Source organism: Caldalkalibacillus thermarum (genome assembly GCF_014644735.1).
Taxonomy (GTDB): Bacteria; Bacillota; Bacilli; order Caldalkalibacillales; family Caldalkalibacillaceae; genus Caldalkalibacillus; species Caldalkalibacillus thermarum.
This window is the reverse complement of the sequence record NZ_BMKZ01000001.1, coordinates 44701-65831: the sequence shown is the minus strand read 5'-3', so window position 1 is coordinate 65831 and position 21131 is coordinate 44701. Positions and strand designations below refer to the sequence as shown.

The following is a 21131-nucleotide window of genomic DNA, read 5'->3' as shown; positions in this document are numbered from 1 at the left end:
GGCGTGAATTTATGGCTTTTCAAACTTTTTTCCGGGCGGGTTCAGGCACACAAAAAGGCTGTCCCCAGAAAAACATTTTAGGGACAGCCGTGCTGCGGGATAAACGGACAGGCTAGCCAATCAGCATGCCGGCAATTGCGCCGCTCAGCAACGAAGCCAACGTGCCGGCCAAAATAGCCCTGAGCCCAAGACGGGCAATATCCGGACGCCGGCTGGGAGCCAAGCCGCCAATCCCGCCCAGCAAAATACCAAGTGAGCTCAGATTGGCAAATCCGCATAAAGCAAAGCTGAGAATAGCCACTGTTTTCGGCGTTAGTTCCGCCATCACTTCTGAAAAGCTGACGTAGGCGACAAATTCGTTAAGCACAATTTTTTGTCCGAGAAATGAACCGGCTGATACCGCTTCAGACCAAGGCACACCAATAGCAAAGGCAATGGGGGCAAAAACATAGCCAAAGATCAGATCCAAGGTAAGCTCTGGAAAACCTAACCAACCACCAACAGCTCCTAATATGCCGTTGATGAGGGCAATCAGGGCAATAAACGCGAGTAACATAGCCCCCACGTTCAAAGCCAGTTTCAAACCAACAGAAGCTCCCCGGGCAGCAGCATCAATCACATTGGCAGATTCTTTATCTTTTTCCAGATCCACTTTTTCGTCGGAAAGCTGCTGCTTGTTCACTTCTGGCATGATCATTTTAGCCATGATCAGACCCGCCGGAGCAGCCATGAAACTGGCCGCCAACAAATATTCCAGGGGGATACCTAAAGCGGCATAGCCGAACAGAACGGATCCGGCCACGGAGGCCAGTCCGCCGGTCATCACAGCAAACAATTCGGACTGGGTCATTTTTTCAATATAGGGCCTAACTACCAGCGGTGCTTCAGTTTGTCCCACAAAAATATTAGCCGCCGCACACAAGGATTCAGGACGGCTTGTCCCCAGCACTTTGGCCAACGCACCCCCGATAATTTTGATAAACCACTGCATGACACCCAGATAATACAACACAGAGATTAAGGAAGAGAAGAAAATGATAATGGTCAGTACCTCAAAGGCAAAAATAAAGTCGTTGTATTCATTAAACAAGCCGCCAAACAAAAACTGTGAGCCTTCCCGGGCAAAATCCATAATCTTGGAGACCCACTGCGTAATCCCCAAAAAGATCGTCCGTCCAAATTCCCATTTTAAGACTATGAAAGCAAAAGTGATTTGGATGGCTAATCCTCCCAAGATGGTGCGCAGGTTAATGCGCGTCCTATTGGCCGAAAAAAGGAAAGCGATTGCAAAAATCACTAAAATACCAAATATACCCCAGATATAATTCACATAAAACACCCTTTCATTGACAATAATCAGTGGGACATCCGCTTATATGTTCATACCACATTCAGCCTAAGTAATGCAATACTTTTTGTGCGATTGTTCCTCCCACATAAATGCCTACAATGCCCATGACGCCGGCCAGCACTGGCGGGGCGGGCAAGGGAAGTTTCAGCAGTGTAAACAGGAAGCCGACCACCATCCCCACCAGCAGACTTAACAACACTTCATTCATGCGCTCATCTCCTGTTGGAAAAGATCACAAACTTAGTATGCGACAGCAGTGGAAAATATATGAATGAATATTAAATTGAGCTTACACCTGCAGTCATCAATTTATGCGATGAACATATAACTATATCAAATAAGCAAATACCCATTGTTTTGGACAAGCCGGGTTTGAATCAGGGCCGGAATGGGAACAGTGACGATTAAGCACTATTTTTGTACCGAAAGGGGGCATCCAGATGGGACGCACGTGGCTTATGGCGATCTTAGTTTTGTGTATCTTGCTGTTCATGGCAGGCCTGGACAGCCGCCTTTCATCCTCTGCCCATCCTCCTTCACTAGAGAGAAACATGGAACAGGGCTTTCAAGCGGCGAATCAAACAACTAACAAAGTCCAAGCGAAGATTGTTAAACACGTGCTCACTTATGCCCAAACGGTAAGGGATGATGATCCGTTCATTGAAGCAGAACCGGGTGTGTGGGTGAAGAAAAGCAATGTGGAAGGGATTGAAGTGGATGGCCAGCGGTATTATTACAGCATGATTCCCCATATGAGCTACGATCCTCTGGCACGCGGAGAGGTCAGCATGGAGGATATTAATATTCTTTACGATGAACAGGGGGAATTTCCTGTTATGATTTATACGATTAAGTCCCGTTAGCAAAGTCATCTCTGGAGCCATGTTAGATTTCTTCCCACTTTTGGTCGTTTGCCTTAAAATAGGCACCTGCATCACAAAAGGCGAAGCCCTGGTCAAGGTGCTTCGCCTCAAGCCCTTTTCGTCTATCTGATTTCGTCTATCTGGCACGAATATCTTGTCTCATAAAGGACACGTATGAGAAAGCAAAACAGAGCATGCTTACCGCCACCAGTGCGGTGACCTGGGGCCAGACCAATAATAAACTTTGTCCCAGCGGTAAGGGCGTAGGCAGCGCTCCGTACACTTGCTCCATGGTCAACGGACCCAGGCTGCGGATCGATGGCACCAGCAGTGTCATGGTCGCCTCGCTAAACAGGTGGTTGGGGGATAACCTTAACAAGGCTTGCACCAACTGAATTTGTTCAACCGAAGCCGATGCCTCCTGTGCCAGCCCTGTGTTGGCCCGGGCCAAGCCGATCATATTGACAATGAGCTGGTAAAATACAGAGAAAAACAACCAGACAGCAATGCTGGCCAGGGCAGAAGTGGCCGCCTGCCTGAAACGGATGGAGAACAGAATGGACAGATTCAGCCAAAAAGCCACATAGACGACACTGAGGACCAGGAAGGCAAGTATGCGCAAAAATTCCTCAGGCGTAGGCGGAATGCCAATCATCATCAACCCTAACCCCATGACGAGAAAACCGAGGGCGAAAAACAAAAGCGCAATCATCATTAACGCCCCGACAAATTTGGCATTGATGACATAATCCCTGGGAACCGGCTGGGACAAAATGCGAATCAAGGTCCGTTTGTTCAGTTCCGAATTAACAGCATCAAAGCCCAAGGTAATCCCCAGTAAAGGACCCAGAAAACCGACAAAGGTGATAAAAGGGGGCAGAGAGCCATCGGAGGCTGTAAACAGTTTTAAAAAGACAAAACCAACCTCCGGTCCTTCTTGAGAGACCGCATCCCTGATGCTCATCAAAGCGGTGTACAGCGAACCCATACACGTTAACACAAGAATGGCCAGCAAAATGAGATACCGCCAGCTGCGCATGTGATCCGTCACTTCTTTTTGAACCAGTACCCAAAACGGGTGAAGAGGTTCTTGCGCTTTTGTTTCCTGGTGTTTAGCTTGATCCTCTTTTACCTGACGCCAAAACATTAATTGAGCAGGTATCCAGCGTTTAAGGCTGGGACGCGTCACCCATATCCCCTCCTTTAAAGTAACGGCGGTAAATCTCATCCAGGCCGTAATCCTTGGTACTAAGGTGTTCCAGCCGTGCACCGTTCTCCACAACGGTGCGGGCAATCTCCCCGCTGACATCCCTCTCACAGATGACTTCCCACGGTTCTGCTTCTGCTTTTACTTCCAGAACACCCGGCAAGGACAGCACCTGCTCCTTCAGACGGTCAGAAACGGGCGTACATTTGACAAAGACAACAAGCGGTTCATCCTTAAACAATTCTCTGGCCAGTTGGTCGATGGGGCCGACCGCCATCAGCTTCCCCCCCACAAACAAGCCTACCCGGTCACAAATTTGCTGCACCTGGTATAAATGGTGGGAGGACAACAGAACGGTCATGTTTTCATCCTTGCTTAAGGACTGGATTAACGCCAGCAATTCTTGCATTCCTTCAGGGTCAAGTCCCAGCGTAGGCTCATCCAAAATAACCACTTCCGGTTTTTTCATCAATACATCGGCCAGTCCCAGCCGTTGTCTCATCCCCCGGGAATAGGTTCCCGCTTTCTGCTGGGCTGCATGGGCCAATCCTACCTTGTCAAGCAAGGTTTCCGCCCTTTGCCGCGCTTCAGTGAGGGGGATGCCGTTTAATTGAGCGGTTAACAGCAAGTTTTCCAGCCCTGTCCGTTCATCGTAAAAACCGAGGTCATCAGGAAGATAGCCCACACGCTTTTTCACCTCAATGGGATTGCGAATGGAATCAAGCTGACAAACCCTTACGGAACCGGACGTCGGTTCAATCAGACCCAGCATCATCAAAATCGTGGTTGTTTTCCCGGCTCCGTTAGGACCCAAGAGGCCAAAGATTTCACCCTGCTCCACAGCCAGATCAATATGGTCCACTGCGGTATAACCATCATATACCTTGGTTAATCCTTTCAGTTCAATCACAGCCATGGGCTATCTCCTCCCGTACTTTTTAAACAAGTAACCAATACCCCCAATAACGCCGGCAATAATCAAGATGCCAATCCATCCCCACAACAGGGGTGTTTTGACTGTGGCCCGGAAAGAAGCAGAATGGGATACCTCTGGTGCACGGGCTTCAAGATTCAGCATATAATCTCCAGCCAGGGCATTAGAGTCTGCTGTCACCGTTGCCCGTACCCGGGCTGACTCGCCTGCTGGCAACATGTCAATACGGTTTGGTTCAAATGTCACTTCCCAGTTGACTGGCGTTGAAGCATCCAATTCAATATCCCGCAAGTCAGCCGTTCCCTGATTGGTTACTTCCAGTTCAATCGTTTTGCTTCTGCCAGCCGTGATATCAAAATTTAAGCGTTCACTGGGTGTGCTGAGGACAAGATCATAGGTTCCTGTAATCACCACTTCTAATTCCAGGGTAGCGGAAGTGCCGCTAGTGGCAGCCTTGATGGGAATGGTATACTTACCTTCTTTAACGCCTTCAGGCGGGTTCACCTCAATGTTGATATCTTGAACCCCGTTTGGATCTACATTGACCGAGGTGACATACTGGCCTCCCGATTGAAAGCGCACCTGCCAGCCCCGGGGCACATCTGCCGATAAGGAATACAGCTGTTCACTTGCCGTTCTGTTACGCAAGCTGGCTTTAAATGTAAAGCTGGAATCGGCGTGCCCCTCCATATTCGGCTGGTCGCTGGTCAGCTCTGTCCGGAAGGTTCCTTCCTCAGTCACATCCACTGTAATGGGCAAGACCGCCTGTTCGTTGTTTCTGCCAGAAGCAATCAAGCGGAATTCATATTCTCCTTTTTCGATTTCTAGGGGCACATCCACTTGCAAATAAACAGTTTCATTTTGATCCGGCCGCACTGACAGACGTTTAATATCCCGTCCGTCCGCTGTCAAATGATAGTTCCAGTTGTCATCTAATCCTTCGATCCGGAAAGTGACATACTGAATGCCGGCTCCATTGTTAATCACCTCAATCTCATAGTTAAGCGACTCACCCGGAGTAACTGACACCCCAGGATAAGGAGTAAAGAGCTGCAACTGGGATTGGGCCGCGGCACTTATTTGCCCTATCCCAATCAGGCTCACCCCCAGTAAAACGATCATCACCCACCGAATCAAGCGCCCACGGTTCATCCTTTTAACCGCCATTACCATACATGTCCCTCCTGCATCACTGTTTTGTTTTTTCCATTGGATAGGTATCTTCATTGTATTTACGATGAAAACCGTTCACTGGATTTAGGAAGATTAAAATTTTTTGCGTCAAAATAGCGGTAACATTTCACAGTTACAGGCCATTAGAGACAGGTTTCCAACAGACAAAAAATTTGGTACATAAAAAAGAGAGGCAAGAGTTGTTGGGGGGAGATAAATGGCGGAAAGGGAACAAGAGGTCCTGCTATTGGTTGAACGGGTAAAGAGGGGATCAGAGGAGTCTTTTGATTATCTGTACGAAAAATACCTTCCTTTCATTTTACGCATAGCGATGGCGATGTTAAAAAACAGGCAGGAAGCTGAAGATGTGTGCCATGACATTTTTTTGGAGGTGCTCAATCACCCGGAGCGTTATGACCCTTCCAGAGGTTCCTTTGAATCCTGGCTGGCTGTCAAAACCAAAAGCAAATGTTTGGACCGCCTGAGAATTCACAAGAGACATCTGTTACAAGAAGCGGAAGAAGCTGTCAACATCCGCCGTCCTGCTTCTTTTGAAGACCCAACGGCGGAACACACTTTATACCGGGAGTTAAAAGAAGCACTGGCCAAAGCTTTAAATCAGATTCCGGCAGCCCAGCGGCAGGTGCTTCTACATGCCTATTTCAAAGGAGAAAGCCACCGCTCAATTGCAAAACAGTTGAAACGGCCGCTGGGAACGGTTAAATCCCTGATTCGTTACGGTCTGAAAAACATGAGGAAACAGCTTGAAGAATGGAATTGGAGCGGGCCAGGAGGAGGGGAAAGCCGATGAACAATCATAAGCAGTGTTTAACTGATGAAATGATCGTCGACAGCCTGTTGGCCAAACTTCCGGTTGAGCAAATGGAAGAGATTGAGCGCCATCTTCAAGCGTGTGCACGATGCCAGAGGAGCCGCAATGAATGGATGACGCTGCTTCAGGCACAATCCCAACCTGGAGTGGACAAGGAAATAGCGACAGCATTGCCGCGAATTCATAAGCGGTTAAAGAAGACCATCGGCTTGCACAAGCGGAGACCCACTCCCTTGTGGAGAAAACCAGCGGTGGTTATCCTTACGCTCTGCTTGTTTATTGGTCTCAGTTTTGCCAAGGGATGGCATGTGAACCAAGAGATTTACCAGGAAACATCCCAACACCAAAGTCATGTCTTCCGGGAAGCTGAATTTTTGATTGACCCGCAAACGGTGCATTACCGCATCGGCATGGCCAACAACCCCCATTCCCGGCAAAGCGGATTGCTCGCTTATGACGTAAACGGAAATCTGTGGATCAACCATACCAGCCAGGAAGTCATTATCTTTCTTGAGGGGTTACGCCCTTTGGCTGACAGGGATTATCAGGTGTGGATCAGTGCTGGCCAACGGGAAAACAATGCAGGTGTGGTTGAAATGGATTCAGGAAAAGGTTATATATATTGGAGCGGCGAGGACTCAACACAAATTGAATTTATCCGGATCAGTATTGAGCCCAAAGGAGGCAGCCAGGTGCCTACTGGGCCAGAAGCCCTGTTTATCCCCTTATATCAATATCATACCCGTTAACCGGTCCCCCAAGAGAACAAGTCTCTTGGGGGTTTTTATTAACAGCTGGTATAGGTCTTTTGGACTATTAACATAAGCCTAAATAAGTCAATGCCCTCAACGAGATGGCCAACAACTTGTATCAACTGATCGGCCGTTTCAAAACATCTTAACTAACTGTTTTTTTTAATGTGAAAAACAAAAACCGTTTTAAATATGCCAAACTAAAAAGCACGATATCCAGACCAGATATCGTGCTTTGCTTTCGTTTATGTATGGTGGAGCATAGCGGGCTCGAACCGCTGACCTCCACGCTGCCAGCGTGGCGCTCTCCCAGCTGAGCTAATGCCCCGTGTCATTACCGACAATGTGTATTATAGCAGGTCCATGCAGACAATGCAAGGGGGCACCGCAAATTTTTTTGTTGATCACTTCATTTGGGTACGGCGGTTAGGTCCTTCCATAAAGTAGGCACGGGTATAATGGCGAATGCGCTCCATAATCCGCTTGGCCTTCATCTGTTCAATACCGCCCTTTTGAGAATAGGCCAGATGATCCTCCAACTGGTCATAATCATAATTGGATGTATACAAGGTAGGCAGTTTATGAATCACCCGGTACTGCAATATGGCACCTAACACCTCATCCCTCGCCCAGGCTGTAATCGTTTCAGCACCGATGTCATCCAATATGAGCACTGGCACTTTCTGCAACGCTTCAATCTTTTCCTCTACCTTCTGTTCAGCAATGGCACCTTTCACTTCCCTAAAAAATTCAGGGGTATAGACCATATATGTCGCGATATCCCGTTCAGCCAATTTATTGGCTGCTGCGCCCAGCAAATAGCTTTTCCCCACCCCCAACGGACCATAGAGATAGATTCCCATCGGGTTTTTCCCAGGTTGTACGGTCATGCAAAAGTCCAGCACGGCTTGAAAGGCATCCAGCCGGCCCGCATCGTTCCGGTCAAAATGGCGGAAACTTCCTTGCAAGATATCGGCAGAAATGTGGTGGCTTTTAATCAATTTGGCTTTCCTGGCTTCTTGAAGGGCTCGCTTTTGATAACGGCAAGGAGTATAGGTCACATCCACCATGCCACTATAGGCTAAAAGCTCCGCTTTATGCCCTTTGAGTAAATTGGGGCATCTGTCCAGCCCAGGGCACTTCTGACAGTTTTCTTCTTCCCGTATATAGTGCTTCACTTTTATAGAAAAACGTTCCAATTTCGTCTTCGTCCACTGGGGATGCCGGCTCAGCCAGTCCTCGACCAGGGGATGATCTAACAAAGCAGACAGGTCAGTTTGGATTTTTTGTTCCAGATTCCGCGCTTTCACAAAGGCTTCCAATGACCGCTTGATGGCTTCCATGGCCTATTCCTCCCACTCTCCCAATGCTTTTAACAAAGATTTGATGCGCTCCCGTTTTTGCTCCTCGCTCAGTGTGGAAATTTGGGCACCTGACGCGGGTTGATTCTCACCCTGCTCCTGCCGCTTTTTAGAATCCAGGGACTTTTTGGAATCCAGGGATTGTTCCCGCTCTTGCTCTTGAACCCAGGATGGAACAACGTCTTTGCGCACTCCTTTCCCCTTTGTGGCGGACATCTCCTTGGCCCGTGCAGGGGTGCTCTGTTGAGCCGTTTGACGCTCCCCTTGCTGCCGTTTCTCTTGCCATTTTTTATACTGCCGATGCTCCTTTTTGGCCACTTCAAGGGCCTGTCTCATGTCGGTAATCTTCAGCCTTTTCCAGTGAGCAGCCACCTTGGTCACCAAGCTGCGGGGCAGCCGGAAGTCGTTGGTCAGCAAAATGTACTCAATCAAAACGTTGACCACGCTTGGTTCAAGTTGATAATCAAAAATCAGCTCTTCTACCAACTTTTCATCCGCTTCAGCCACCTTTCCCCCATCTTGATAGGCAGCCAAAAGCTCAAGCGGACTCATCGTTTGCAGCACGTAAAGATGCCGCTCTTCCTCAGTCATTTCTTCGGGACGGGTCTCCTGACTGGTGGCTATCTCCCTTTCGGCCTGTGGCCTACTCTTGTTCTTGGTTTCCGCAGGCATGCGCATGCGCACTTGGGGAGGACGACCGTATTGGTAACGATAATACCATTTGGCCTGGCGCCGCAATTGAGCCATATCTAAACGGTCATCAAGTGTCAAGGCATCGTGGATCAACTGGCTCAACCGCCATTCATCCAATTGATAAAAAAAAGCGACCTTTTTTATTTCTTGAACATTCTCATGGGTTAAAATCGAATCTGGATCCAGCCCTTTCATCAGCAAACTTTTCAATAAATCCACGTCCAACTCATAACCGTCAAAGGAAAGAGGTTTCCTTTCCCTTCCTTTAGGCAGTGGCAACGGATACGCTTGGGCTGCTTCCTTAAGATCTTGTTCGGTCTGACTCCCTTCCTGAACAGCCAGCTCCGAAGGATGAATGGAGGTAAACACCTCATGAAACGGCTTCGTGATCTCCTCGTCCTGAACCGCTTCCCCTTCTTCTACCAGATAATAGGAGAAACGGGCGCGCAACTGTTTAAAATGTGCCGGTCCAACCTGATTATACAACCAAATGCTGAGTACATCATCGGCAAAGAATTGCTCGGCTGAAAGCGGGGGATACAGTTCGTATGTGAACAGCGCCCCTTCTTCTGTTTGCCTGCGGTAGGTTCTTAACAGACCGATCGCTTCTAAACGTAAGCGGGCATAATAAATCTGGTCCAGGGGAAGGGCCATGGCCTTCATGAGCCAGTGATGCTGTTTCTCTGCCGAATAGCGGCGGTCCCCATCTGTCTCACTAAACAAAGTGAAATATAGGGAAATGGCTTCAGGACCGATCAAAGGCTGGTACAGCTGACTCAAAACTTTCAGCTGAAAAGCATCCGGCTGATCCATAATCCTGACTTTATAGCGGTCAATAGGGCGCACATATTTCCATGTTGCGGCCATGTTACCACTCCATCTGAGCATTCATCTTGATGTTTCATCCGTTCCGGGGATTCCTAGCGGGATTTACGCAACAGCTCCGTCAACTCTTTGACAAACACATTAATATCTTTAAATTGGCGGTAAACCGAAGCAAAACGGACATACGCCACTTCATCCACATGATAGAGTTTGTCCATCACTTTTTCGCCAATTTCTTTGCTAGGGTATTCTTGTTTTCCTCCGTTGCGCAGCTCGGTTTCGATTTCATTGACGATGTTCTCTAGCGTTTCCAGGGATACATGCCGTTTCTCACACGCTCTGATCAGTCCGCGCAACACTTTTTCCCGGCTAAACTCTTCCCGTGTTCCATCTTTCTTAATCACCATAATCGGACGCTCTTCCACAATTTCAAAGGTGGTAAAGCGGCGCTGGCATTTTTCACATTCCCGTCTGCGCCGAATGGAACGATGTTCATTGGAGGGACGGGAATCCAGCACCCGGGTTCCCAGATGAGAGCAATACGGACAGCGCATCACCGATCATCTCCACTTTGTTGTTACCTTTAGTGTGGCCTATTCTGCCCGTTCCGTCAAGTCAGTGCCAGGAAAGTTCTCATCCCAGTCTAGCACAACCATCAGCCCATAAATTAACAGTGCGGTTTGCTCCCAAATCCGTTATGATGGTATATAGACTTATTGTTCATGTGTTCAGCATGAGCTAAAGATCACTGTCCGCTCAAGAGGCGTAAAGCCGGGTACATCAGATCAAGGAAACAAAAAGGGAGAGAAACCGCCAATGTTGTTAACCAGCGCACTCACTTTGGGGGGACTGTGCCTTTTGTCCAAAGGATATTGGAATACTTTCCACCCTGAGGTGAAACATATCCGCTTAAAAACCGTTCACAACCTTGGTGCAAAACAAATGCGAATTTTACATCTGTCTGATATACACATTGAGAAACTATCAGTCACCCCTGAAAAGGTGATCCAACTGGCTGGAAAAGAAACCTACGATTTTATCGCCTTGACAGGGGACTATTTGGATAAAGTGAAAAGCATTGACCGCTTTATTCAATTTTTAAAGGGGATCACCCAGATTCCAACCCGCTTCGGGATTTATGCCGTATGGGGCAATCATGACTGGGTTATCGGGCCGCACCTTCCCCGCTTAAAGCAGAAAATGGAATCCTTGGGGGTCACGGTACTCTGCAATGAGTCGGTGACCACCCGCCATTCTGGGGGACAGTTGCATATTATTGGCATCGATGACCATCATTCAGGTCACAGCAATGTGGAACAAGCGTTCCAAGATGTGCCGGAGAACGGATTTCGCCTAGTCTTAACCCATGATCCCCTAATCGTCAATCACATGCCTTATCCCTTTGATTATCTGTTGTGCGGCCACTTGCATTCGGGGCAAATCTATTACCCCTTGCCCCTCCATTCCCTGACCTGGGGGATCAAACCCTTTCGCAAACATCTGTGCGGTTTGCATCGTTCTAGGCAAGGAACCTACTACATTAGTGGCGGGCTGGGGCAGACAGGAGCCAACCTTAGAATCGGCTGCCGGCCGGAGATTACCATTCACCATATTGAGCAGGTGTCCCAGTCCAATCAGGCCGCAGCGGATGAAAGGGTCGCCCACGCAGGATAAGGATGGCTGCCTGGCGCTCATACTAAACATGATGACAGCTACAGAGTTAATACAAATAAATAGCCGGATTCCTGGTCTCAGGATCCGGTATTTTTATTGATCCCGTATTTCCATTTATTTTTAATCCTTCGGTCCTTCCATTTTAGCCTTTTTGCGCTCCCAAGCCCGTTCCGGCAAATTCAAAGCGCCCGTCCAATTTCCGGTAAAAATATTGAACCTGATTCCGGCTAAAACCCCAATCGGTGGGCCACAGGGTTTGGGTCGAAATGGTAAAATCAACAGCGGTGCGATAGGGAAAGACCATGATGACACTGATCACCATAAATGCTTTTTTGGGCTTGATATATTCCGCTGTGATTTCAGCATGCTCTTCTGAATAGCTGAGCAAGCGAAGTCTTGAATCCTGCTCAATCAGATCCTTTAAAAACCGCATCGCTTGCTGTTGGGTGGTTTTGTAGTAACGGGTTTTTAAATTCTCGTTGGGATGTGTGTCACTTGTTTCAACTCTGTTGCTAAAAAAATCTCGCCAGCCCATTCAGTTAACCTCCTGCCTCCGGGTCTGCCATAAAAAATAAGGAGACAGCACACTGTCGGTACACTGTCTCCCATAAGTTTATCACAATCTTTTTGTTTTTCCTACCCTCACGCTGTCAAATAAATCACCTGAACCATTCCCTGAGCCAGGGATCTACACGGTAGCGCCAGAGTAGGCTGGTACAACGCCCATTGTGCGGCCAATATATTTGACAAGATCAACCACCCGGCAAGAATAACCCCATTCATTGTCATACCAGGCTAACACCTTCAATTGTTTTTCACCCATCACCATGGTGGATAAACCGTCAACGATGGCTGAATGTTCATTGCCCACATAATCGATTGAAACCAAAGGTTCTTCTGTATACTGGATAATCCCTCGCAATTCTCCTTCACTGGCCTCTTTCAAGACCCGGTTTACGTGCTCCACAGTGACACTTTCACGCACATCAACCACAAGGTCCACAATGGAGACGTTAGGCGTAGGCACACGCAGGGCCAGCCCATTTAATTTTCCAGCCAGATGGGGCAGCACTTTCCCCACCGCTTTAGCCGCACCTGTCGTCGTGGGAATGATGGACTGGGCACAAGCACGGGCCCGCCGCAGATCCTTATGGGGGTTATCCAGATTGCGCTGGTCATTGGTAAAAGAGTGAACAGTTGTCATCAAGCCTTGTTCAATGCCAAAGTGCTGATCAATTACTTTGGCAATGGGAGCCAGGCAGTTTGTGGTACACGAAGCATTGGAGATAAAATGATGCCGCTCAGGATCATAAACGTGTTCGTTGACCCCCATGACGATAGTGACATCCTCTTCTTTTCCAGGGGCAGTCAGCACCACTTTCTTGGCCCCGCTGGCAAAATGCTTTTCCACTCCCTCCCGGTCTCTGAACTTTCCGGTGGCTTCAATCACCACGTCAACCCCCAGATCACCCCAGGGCAACTCCAGCGGATCGCGGGTAGCCAGAAGCCGGACACGGCGTCCATTCACGATAAGGGCCTGCTCTTCAATTTCTATGTCAACATTAAAATATCCGTGCACGGAATCATATTTGATTAAGTGAGCCAATGTTTCAGCGGGATACGTGGCATTGATGGCCACAACGTCCAGTTCCGGATCTGTGATGGCCTTCCTAAATACCATGCGTCCGATGCGTCCAAAGCCATTAATCCCTATTGTTGTCGTCATTTGCGCGCCTCCTTAAAAAATATGACACACTGTATCCTATTTATATTATATTCGGTATAACACATTTAGCAAGCTGTAACCCGTATTTTTATGTCATAATTTACTAAAATTCATCCTTATAGATCGTTTTATAGCGGTCATAGTAAAACAAGGCGCGCTTCACATAGTGGCGTGTCTCACCGAAAGGAACTTGGTCAACGGTGTATTCCCGTCCGTCCCACACCCCTTCATCCAGCCAACGGTCCACATTTCCTTGCCCGGCATTATAGGCCACAAGTGTTTTGACATAATCCCCTTCGTATTTTTCCAATAAATACGAGAGATACCATGTTCCTAGCAAAATATTGTCCCTGGGGTCGTACCGGTAAGAATGGGGGTCTTTGTTTAAGCCGCTTTGTTCATTGGCCCACCGGGCCGTCTCAGGCATGAGTTGCATCAAGCCTTCCGCCCCTTTTCTAGAGGACCGCTCCTGCTTAAAACCGCTTTCGATTTTCATGACGGCTAAAATCAGGAAGGGATCCACCTGAAAGTGTTCAGCAGCTTCTTTGACTTCCTCCACATATTGAATAGGGTACATCAATTTCCAAAAGGTGGTGCTGTTGAGGACAAGGAACACAAGAAACAACAGGATGGCGCACAACCACTGTTTTTTAGTAAAGTGTATGACAATGGCCACATTCATACCTCGATTTTAATCCCCCACTCTTTTAAAATGTGCAACAATTGTCTTCGTGTTTCTTCCCGTGTTCCGGAGTTGTCAATATAGGCATGTCCCATCTCTTTTTTGGTTTCCAGGGGCATTTGGCTTTCAATCTTTTGTATAGCATACTTCCTGTCAATCTTGTCCCTTTCCATTAAACGGCGGATCTGAACCTCTTCGGGGACATAGACCACCAGGATTTTATCAACCATATGCTCTAGCTTGCTTTCAAACAGGAGGGGGATATCCAGCACAATCAGCTCTTCTCCCTGTTGAAGCGCCTCTTCTTTCCGCTTCAGCATCTGTTTTCTGATTTCCGGGTGAACAATGCTGTTCAACTTCCGGCGCTGTTCTTGGTCACGGAAGATGATCTCTGCTAATTTTGCCCGGTCGAGCCGCCCGTCTGGTTGAAGGACGTCTTCGCCAAAAGTCTCTTTGATCTTCTGCCAGGCCGCTTGACCAGGCTCCACCACTTCTCTGGCAATCTTGTCCGCATCGATAATAACAGCCCCGAGGTCATCAAGCATCCTCGAGACTGTTGATTTCCCGCTGGCTATCCCTCCAGTTAAACCGATCACCATGGCTATCCTTCCTTTTTTAGTTAGCAACTATAATAGTTTCATTATGCCAAACGAAATAAGAATAACGGCCGGTAAGTAGATCAGGCGGTTCATCCATTTCAGTTCAGCGAACAGGGCCCCGCACTTTATGCCTAGGAAAACAAACAAACTGCTCATGACACCGATACTAACTGCTGTTAACCAAGGCGCATACCCCATCAGTGCCGCCCCGATCCCCGCCCCAAAAGCATCAAGAGCAAGGGCGAAGCCTAAAATGAGTGCTTCAGCGCCAGAGATGACGCCGGAGCGGTCCATGTCAGCCACCATGGGTCTCTGCAGCACTTGAATGGCAATGCCTATCTTCTTTAATTCAAGGGTCCAGATCATTTTATCTTGGGGGTGTTCATTCACCGCCACGGGGAGATGACCGTGGTCTTTCGAATTAGAAACATTATACAAAGCCCACAAGCCCAGCCCGATCAGAATGATGCCCCCCATTTTCTCTGTGCCATGAGGGGAAAGGAAATAAAGTATTCCCTGGGCCACACCAGTGGCCACAAAAATCATGGTGAATGAACACAACGCGATAATCACAATGGAACGAAGGGGAAGATGCACTTTGCGTAACCCATAGGTCATCCCGACTCCAAAACTGTCTAAACTGACGGCAAATGCTAAGACCAATAAAGAGGCAAATTCAATCACCGCTTCTCCTCCTCCATATCAAGGCTTCGATAGTATATGATATGGAAGAGGATAAAAAGGGTGACATCTGCCTATGAGATTGAATCAGGCTGGCAAGCGGGACAAAAATGGGAAGATCTTCCCGCCACTGTTTCTCTTCTAATCGGCGTGCCACAGTTAAAGCAAGGTTCCCCTTCACGGGCATACACCTTGAGCATTTGTTTAAATTGCCCTTTGATGCCATTCCCATAGGAAAAGTCACGGAAACTGTTGCCGCCCAAACGAATGGATTGGTGGATCACGTCCAGCATCCTGTGATACATGCCTTTCATTTCCCGTTCGTTTAACTCATGGCTTAACCGGGCGGGGTGAACCCCTTGTTCACCTGGGAACCACAGCAATTCATCACATAGATAGTTGCCCAGGCCAGCAATGACCGATTGATCCAGAAGCAAGGCTTTTACCTGGCGCTTCCTTGATTTGAGAAGCCCGTGAAACCGCTCATAGGTGAAGGACGCATCCAACGGGTCAATTCCTGCCTGATACAACCCCTTGATCACGCGATAGTCTCCTTTGGGCACCAGAAAAAAATCCCCGAATTTGCGCACATCGTGATAAGCCAGGCCTTCCTTTTCCCCTTGGAAATGAAAGAAAAGATGAATATGTTTTTGGAAGCGTTCCTCTGGTGGCAACAGTTTAAATTTACCGGTCATGCGGAAATGAACCACAAGTTCGTGATGCTGGCCAATTTCAATGAGCAAATACTTTCCCTTGCGCCCCAACTTTCCAATTTTTTGTCCTTCCAGCCCCAGCTTAAACTCGTCCTGGTTATCAGGATAGGTAATGATGCGGGGCCAGAACACGTCAACTTGCTTAATGACTTTATTGGTGATTTCCTTTGTAAGGGTTCGTCTGACCACTTCAACTTCTGGCAGTTCTGGCATGTGCTCTCCCTCTTTTACATCTCATCGTCTTCCTGTATGATACAACGTGCACTACAAGAACCACTCCTATTTGGCATCATACCAAGTGGGCCCATAGGCCAGATCAACTTTGAGTGGCACTGCCAAGGTAATGGTGGACTCCATCACCTGAGGCACCAGTTCCATCATGGTTTCCAGTTCGCTTTTGGGCACTTCAAAAACCAGTTCGTCATGCACCTGCAAGAGAAGTTTGGAGGAAAGTTGTTCCTCTTTTAAACGCTCTGCAATCTCTACCATCGCCTTTTTGATAATGTCGGCTGCTGTCCCCTGAATGGGGGTGTTCATAGCGGTCCGCTCAGCAAAACTGCGCAAATTAAAATTGCGGCTGTTAATCTCAGGAATATAGCGCCGGCGGTGAAGTAATGTGGTCACATAACCGTCTTCCCGGGCTTTTTTCACAATTTGATCCATATAAGCTTTGACACCTGGGTAAGAGGCAAAATACCGTTCAATAAACGCTTTGGCTTCCTTGCGGCTGATGTTTAGGTTTTGGCTCAGCCCATAGTCACTGATGCCGTAGATAATGCCAAAATTAACCGCCTTGGCCTGCCGGCGCATTAAAGGCGTAACTTCATCCCGCTTGACATGAAACACATCCATCGCTGTTTTGGTATGGATGTCCTCTCCCTGGCGAAACGCTTCGACAAGCCCCTGATCTTGAGAAAGATGGGCCAAAATCCTCAGTTCAATTTGGGAATAGTCTGCGGCCAAAATCACCTGGTCTTCGCTGGAAGGGACAAAAGCTTGGCGAATCTTCCGCCCTTCTTCCAAACGAATGGGGATATTTTGCAAGTTAGGATCGGTAGAGCTGAGCCGTCCTGTGGCCGTGATCGTTTGCTGAAAGGTGGTATGCACTTTACCTGTCTGTTCATTGATTTCTTTCAACAAGCCTTCAATATAGGTGGTTTGCAGTTTGACCAGCTGCCGGTAATCCAGGATTTTGCTCACGATTTCATGCTGGGGCGCCAATTTTTCCAATACATCAGCACTGGTGGAATATCCAGTTTTGGTTTTTTTGATCACCGGCAGCCCTAATTTATCAAACAGGATCTCTCCCAATTGTTTGGGCGAGTTAATATTAAATTCCACGCCCCCTGCCAGTTCGTAAATCTCCTTGGTCAGCGTTTCAATCCGCTCTTTTAAGTCTTCGCCCATTTTTTTCAGCCGGCCCTGATCCACTTTAATACCATGTAATTCCATGTCACCAAGGATGTGGCTCAAGGGCAGCTCCAAATCTTCAAACAAAGACAAGAGATGGTGCTTGTCCAGTTCTTCCTTGAGGGCATGATAGGAGTCATACACCGCTTTCGCCTTGGAAGCCAGATGCTGGGCCAGGGTCTTCTGATCCGGTTCCTTCCGTTTCGCCCCCTTGCCATATACCTCTTCATCATCCTTAATAGAGAGGTTGGCATATTTGCGGGCAATGTCTTTCAAGCTGTGCGCCGCCTCCGTTGGATTAAGCAGATAGGAAGCGAGAAAGGAATCAAAGGCAATGCCGTTTAAGGTGATGCCATGCCACTTAAGCGCCACGCGGGTTCTTTTGGCGCCATATACCCATTTCTGTTGTTTTTCATCGGCCAGCCACTCCCGGAAAGTTGACGTCTGGCACGCTGTCTTGGCATCGATAAAAAACAGTCCGTTTTCGTTGCACAGGGCAAATGCTTTAAGGGCCGCTTGATGGTACCGTTCTCCCTCAAGTTCCACAATCAGCGCACTTGGTGAAGTCAGGGCCCGGTCAAATGCTTGATCATCAGTGCTGGTAATTGATGTCACGTTCAGGGCCGGCTGAGCCGCTTCTGTCTTGTCCTCATCTTCACCCAACCGTTCCAGGAGAGATTGAAATTGCAATTCTTTAAACAGCGGGATCACTTGTTGTTTATCAAAACCGGAATAGGCGATGTCATCGAGGGTAACGGTGACCGGGGCTTCCTTTTCAATCGTGGCCAATTCTTTGCTCAAAAGCGCTTGGTCTTTGTATTGGGCCAGCTTCTCCTTTAACTTGTTGCCGCTCACCTCATGCAGATTTCCATAGATCTGTTCAATGGAGCCAAATTGGTGCAACAATTTTAAGGCCGTTTTTTCCCCAACCCCCGGCACGCCGGGAATGTTATCTGAACTGTCCCCCATCAGTCCTTTCATGTCAATGATTTGCCAGGGCTTTAAGCCATATTTTTCTTCCAGTTTCTGCTGATCATAATATTCAACTTCGCTGATGCCTTTTCTAGTCAACATGACATGGACATGGTCTGTAATCAGCTGCAACAAATCTTTGTCCCCAGTCACAATCCGGGTGGGAATACCCTTCTGGTCAGCAGCTTGGGCCAGCGTGCCGATAATATCATCGGCTTCGTAATTGTCCAGTTCATAATGGGGTATGGAAAAAGCATCCAGCAAACGCCGGATGAGAGGAATTTGTTCCCGCAGTTCAGAGGGGGTTTTTTGCCGCTTGCCTTTGTATTCCTTATACTCCTGATGGCGGAACGTCTCCCTCCCTGCATCGAAGGCAACCAACATATGGGTTGGCTGTTCTTCTTCCAAGAGCTTTAGCAGCATGGTTGTAAAGCCGTAGACAGCATTAGTATACATCCCTTGATCGTTATTAAGCAAAGGCAGGGCATAAAAGGCCCGGTTAGCAATGCTGTTTCCGTCGATCAGGACTAATTTTTTCAACATCTATCACCTGTCTTTAGTTATTTTCTGTCATTTTATTGTTCTTGTCTTTTTTGATAAAGATAAACACAAAAGTTGCTTCCTTTCCCCGGTTCACTTTCTACTGTAATTTCTCCGCGATGGGCTTCAACCAGGTGTTTCACGATGGCCAATCCCAGGCCGGTCCCCCCGGAAGCCCGGCTGCGGGCCCGGTCCACCCGGTAGAAACGCTCAAAAATGCGGGGAATTTCTTCTTTATTGATGCCCATTCCCGTGTCACTTACACATATACGGTATCCTTTATCTGGCCATGGGTCAATACTGAGGCGGACTTCTCCCCCTTCAGGCGTATAGGTTATGGCGTTGCTTAACAGATTAATCACAATTTGTTGCACCCGGTCGGGGTCTGCTTCCACCACAGCGGGTTCATCTGGCGGCATAAAAATCAGCTCAATATTTTTAGCCTCTGCTTTGGCTCTGACAACCTGCAAACTGTTATGCAGCACTTCTGTTAAATTGATCTCTTGCCAGTTCAGTCCAAAACGGCGCTGTTCAATTTGGGACAGCTGCAACAAATCCTCTACTAACCGGTGAAGACGCTCTGCCTCCTTGTGAATAATAGACAAAAAGTGTTTAAGATGTTCTTCCTTATACATGGCTCCGTCCAGCAAGGTTTCTGCAAAACCTTTGATTGAGGTAATGGGGGTTTTTAATTCGTGGGACACATTGGCCACAAAATCTTGCCGTATCCTTTCCAGTTTTTTCAACTGGGTGATATCGTGAAAAACGATGACAATCCCACGGTTATGCCCCTCCGGGTCAAGCACAGGAGCCACCAGCACCTCGAGGTCAATGCGCTTGATTCCCACCTCAATTGTCACTTCTTGCTGCTGTTCCTTTTCAAACGTGAAGGTGTTTTGGATCATCTCGATAATCGTCTCAGGCAAGGGGGATTCATAGTACAGTTGTTGGTGATGGGGGTCGCTCCATTTGAGAAGTTCAAGCAGTTTATTATTAGTCAGGACAATGCGCCCCTTGTCATCGATAAACAGCAGTCCGCTGGCCATATGCTCAATAACGGCTTGCAGCCGGTCGGCATGGATATGCTGGTGTTCTGTCACGGCTTGCAGCCGCTCGGCTAGCCGGTTAGCATAAACGGCCAACTCCTTCCCGATCCCGGATGAAAGCGGAGGGTAGACGCGCCGCCAGTAATGCCCTTTACTCAAACCTTTGATCATGGCGAGAATCTCGTCGAAAGGTTTTAAATGACGGCGCAAATAGGCGACTGTCCACAAGGCAATAAACAGGTAAAGCAGAGACAAGGTGATGACCAGCGCAGGCAGCCGGCCGGTCAGAAAGGGAAAATGATATAAAAAGTAACCGAAAATCAACAGAATGAGGGCGGTCATGCCCAAAATGGGGAATAAAAAGCGCACAAACCATTTATTCATCGCGATCAGGCCAATCCAGTTTATAACCCAGCCCTCTTATCGTTTTAATCATAGAAGGCTCAATTTTATCCCTCAAATGGGAAATGTGCACATCAACACTGCGTGTATCACCGATATAGTCATAGTTCCATATGGCATTTAACAGTTGTTCCCGTGTCAGGACACGTCCTTTATGCCGGGCCAGATACAACAACAGTTCAAACTCTTTTGGGGTAAGTTCCACGATTTTATCCTTAAAGCGCACTTCAAACTGCTCGGGATTAATGACCAGATCGCCAATGGCAATTTTTTGAGCGGGACGGGCATTTTCCCCCTTATTTTGATCGGTCCGCCTTAAAATGGCTTTGACTCTGGCCACCACTTCCCGGGGACTGAATGGTTTGGTTAAATAATCATCGGCTCCAAGTTCCAGTCCCAAAATTTTGTCCAGTTCGTCATCTTTAGCGGTCAGCATCATGATGGGGGTCAAATTATTGCGGTTACGCAAAGTTTTACATACTTCCAGTCCGTCGATTTCCGGCAACATCAGGTCCAAGATGAGCAGATCAGGATTTTCTTTGTCAGCCAGGTACAATGCGGTTTTTCCATCCAGTGCCGTCACCACAGTATAGCCCGCTTGCTCCAGATTAAATTGGAGCAGTGTGACAATGGAGTGTTCATCGTCTACAACTAAAATTTTTTTGGTCATGCGTTAACCTCCAGTAATGTCATCT

Annotated in this window: 21 protein-coding genes and 1 tRNA gene; 4 read left to right on the top strand and 18 right to left on the bottom strand. The window is 47.9% G+C overall.

Annotated features, from left to right (window positions below; all coding sequences use genetic code 11):
• Nucleotides 1–112: 112 nt before the first annotated feature.
• Complete coding sequence (locus IEW48_RS00375; RefSeq protein ID WP_188622093.1) at nt 113–1330, bottom strand: NupC/NupG family nucleoside CNT transporter; 1218 nt, start codon at nt 1328–1330, stop codon at nt 113–115.
• A 61-nt stretch (nt 1331–1391) separates the two neighbouring features.
• Nucleotides 1392–1559, bottom strand: coding sequence for a DUF1427 family protein (locus tag IEW48_RS00370; protein ID WP_188622092.1), 168 nt, complete (start codon nt 1557–1559; stop codon nt 1392–1394).
• 232 nt (nt 1560–1791) lie between these two features.
• Here IEW48_RS00370 and IEW48_RS00365 point away from each other — a divergent pair, with 232 nt between their 5' ends.
• A complete protein-coding gene (locus tag IEW48_RS00365; RefSeq protein ID WP_188622091.1) occupies nt 1792–2214 on the top strand; it encodes a hypothetical protein in 423 nt (140 codons plus the stop codon).
• Between the two features lie 136 nt (nt 2215–2350).
• On the opposite strand, the gene IEW48_RS00360 is transcribed toward IEW48_RS00365, so the two are convergent.
• The 3 genes from IEW48_RS00360 to IEW48_RS00350 are packed head-to-tail and all read right to left on the bottom strand — an operon-like array spanning nt 2351 to nt 5528.
• Complete coding sequence (locus tag IEW48_RS00360; protein ID WP_229703890.1) at nt 2351–3403, bottom strand: ABC transporter permease; 1053 nt, start codon at nt 3401–3403, stop codon at nt 2351–2353.
• On the bottom strand, nt 3384–4337 hold the full coding sequence (locus IEW48_RS00355; protein WP_188622090.1) for an ABC transporter ATP-binding protein: 954 nt from the start codon (nt 4335–4337) through the stop codon (nt 3384–3386). The genes IEW48_RS00360 and IEW48_RS00355 overlap by 20 nt, the downstream gene beginning before the upstream one ends.
• 3 nt (nt 4338–4340) lie before the next feature.
• On the bottom strand, nt 4341–5528 hold the full coding sequence (locus tag IEW48_RS00350; protein WP_229703889.1) for a COG1470 family protein: 1188 nt from the start codon (nt 5526–5528) through the stop codon (nt 4341–4343).
• A 217-nt stretch (nt 5529–5745) separates the two neighbouring features.
• On the opposite strand from IEW48_RS00350, the gene IEW48_RS00345 reads away from it, so the two are divergent.
• Nucleotides 5746–6339, top strand: coding sequence for an RNA polymerase sigma factor (locus tag IEW48_RS00345; RefSeq protein ID WP_188622089.1), 594 nt, complete (start codon nt 5746–5748; stop codon nt 6337–6339).
• Entirely contained in the window at nt 6336–7109 is a 774-nt protein-coding gene (locus IEW48_RS00340) for an anti-sigma factor (protein WP_188622088.1), read from the top strand. Before IEW48_RS00345 ends, IEW48_RS00340 begins: the two co-directional genes overlap by 4 nt.
• A 255-nt stretch (nt 7110–7364) precedes the next feature.
• Here the strand turns inward: IEW48_RS00340 and IEW48_RS00335 are convergent.
• From IEW48_RS00335 to nrdR, 4 genes are all read right to left on the bottom strand, one after another.
• Nucleotides 7365–7440, bottom strand: a tRNA-Ala gene (locus IEW48_RS00335).
• Between the two features lie 76 nt (nt 7441–7516).
• On the bottom strand, nt 7517–8455 hold the full coding sequence (gene dnaI, locus IEW48_RS00330; protein ID WP_188622087.1) for a primosomal protein DnaI: 939 nt from the start codon (nt 8453–8455) through the stop codon (nt 7517–7519).
• Nucleotides 8456–8458: 3 nt separating this feature from the next.
• On the bottom strand, nt 8459–10033 hold the full coding sequence (locus IEW48_RS00325; protein WP_188622086.1) for a replication initiation and membrane attachment family protein: 1575 nt from the start codon (nt 10031–10033) through the stop codon (nt 8459–8461).
• A 53-nt stretch (nt 10034–10086) separates the two neighbouring features.
• Nucleotides 10087–10545 carry a transcriptional regulator NrdR gene (gene nrdR, locus IEW48_RS00320; protein WP_007505721.1) on the bottom strand — a complete coding sequence of 153 codons (459 nt, stop codon included), beginning with the start codon at nt 10543–10545 and terminating at the stop codon, nt 10087–10089.
• A gap of 262 nt (nt 10546–10807) precedes the next feature.
• Here nrdR and IEW48_RS00315 point away from each other — a divergent pair, with 262 nt between their 5' ends.
• Nucleotides 10808–11665 (top strand): metallophosphoesterase, encoded by an 858-nt coding sequence (locus IEW48_RS00315; RefSeq protein WP_188622085.1) that lies wholly within the window; start codon nt 10808–10810, stop codon nt 11663–11665.
• A gap of 142 nt (nt 11666–11807) precedes the next feature.
• On the opposite strand, the gene IEW48_RS00310 is transcribed toward IEW48_RS00315, so the two are convergent.
• The 9 genes from IEW48_RS00310 to IEW48_RS00270 form a co-directional block, all read right to left on the bottom strand.
• On the bottom strand, nt 11808–12200 hold the full coding sequence (locus IEW48_RS00310; protein ID WP_188622084.1) for a cytosolic protein: 393 nt from the start codon (nt 12198–12200) through the stop codon (nt 11808–11810).
• A gap of 153 nt (nt 12201–12353) precedes the next feature.
• On the bottom strand, nt 12354–13391 hold the full coding sequence (locus IEW48_RS00305) for a glyceraldehyde-3-phosphate dehydrogenase (RefSeq protein ID WP_188622083.1): 1038 nt from the start codon (nt 13389–13391) through the stop codon (nt 12354–12356).
• Nucleotides 13392–13494: 103 nt separating this feature from the next.
• Nucleotides 13495–14073, bottom strand: coding sequence for a lytic transglycosylase domain-containing protein (locus IEW48_RS00300; RefSeq protein ID WP_007505715.1), 579 nt, complete (start codon nt 14071–14073; stop codon nt 13495–13497).
• Nucleotides 14070–14678 (bottom strand): dephospho-CoA kinase, encoded by a 609-nt coding sequence (coaE, locus tag IEW48_RS00295; RefSeq protein WP_042685773.1) that lies wholly within the window; start codon nt 14676–14678, stop codon nt 14070–14072. The genes IEW48_RS00300 and coaE overlap by 4 nt, the downstream gene beginning before the upstream one ends.
• A gap of 21 nt (nt 14679–14699) precedes the next feature.
• Nucleotides 14700–15356, bottom strand: coding sequence for a sporulation membrane protein YtaF (gene ytaF / locus IEW48_RS00290; protein ID WP_188622082.1), 657 nt, complete (start codon nt 15354–15356; stop codon nt 14700–14702).
• A 71-nt stretch (nt 15357–15427) separates the two neighbouring features.
• Nucleotides 15428–16279, bottom strand: a complete 852-nt coding sequence (gene mutM / locus IEW48_RS00285; protein WP_188622081.1) for a DNA-formamidopyrimidine glycosylase — start codon at nt 16277–16279, stop codon at nt 15428–15430.
• Between the two features lie 66 nt (nt 16280–16345).
• Entirely contained in the window at nt 16346–18991 is a 2646-nt protein-coding gene (gene polA, locus IEW48_RS00280) for a DNA polymerase I (protein WP_188622080.1), read from the bottom strand.
• A gap of 32 nt (nt 18992–19023) precedes the next feature.
• Entirely contained in the window at nt 19024–20418 is a 1395-nt protein-coding gene (gene pnpS, locus IEW48_RS00275; protein WP_188622079.1) for a two-component system histidine kinase PnpS, read from the bottom strand.
• Nucleotides 20411–21106, bottom strand: coding sequence for a response regulator transcription factor (locus tag IEW48_RS00270; RefSeq protein WP_188622078.1), 696 nt, complete (start codon nt 21104–21106; stop codon nt 20411–20413). The genes pnpS and IEW48_RS00270 overlap by 8 nt, the downstream gene beginning before the upstream one ends.
• Between the last annotated feature and the right edge of the window lie 25 nt (nt 21107–21131).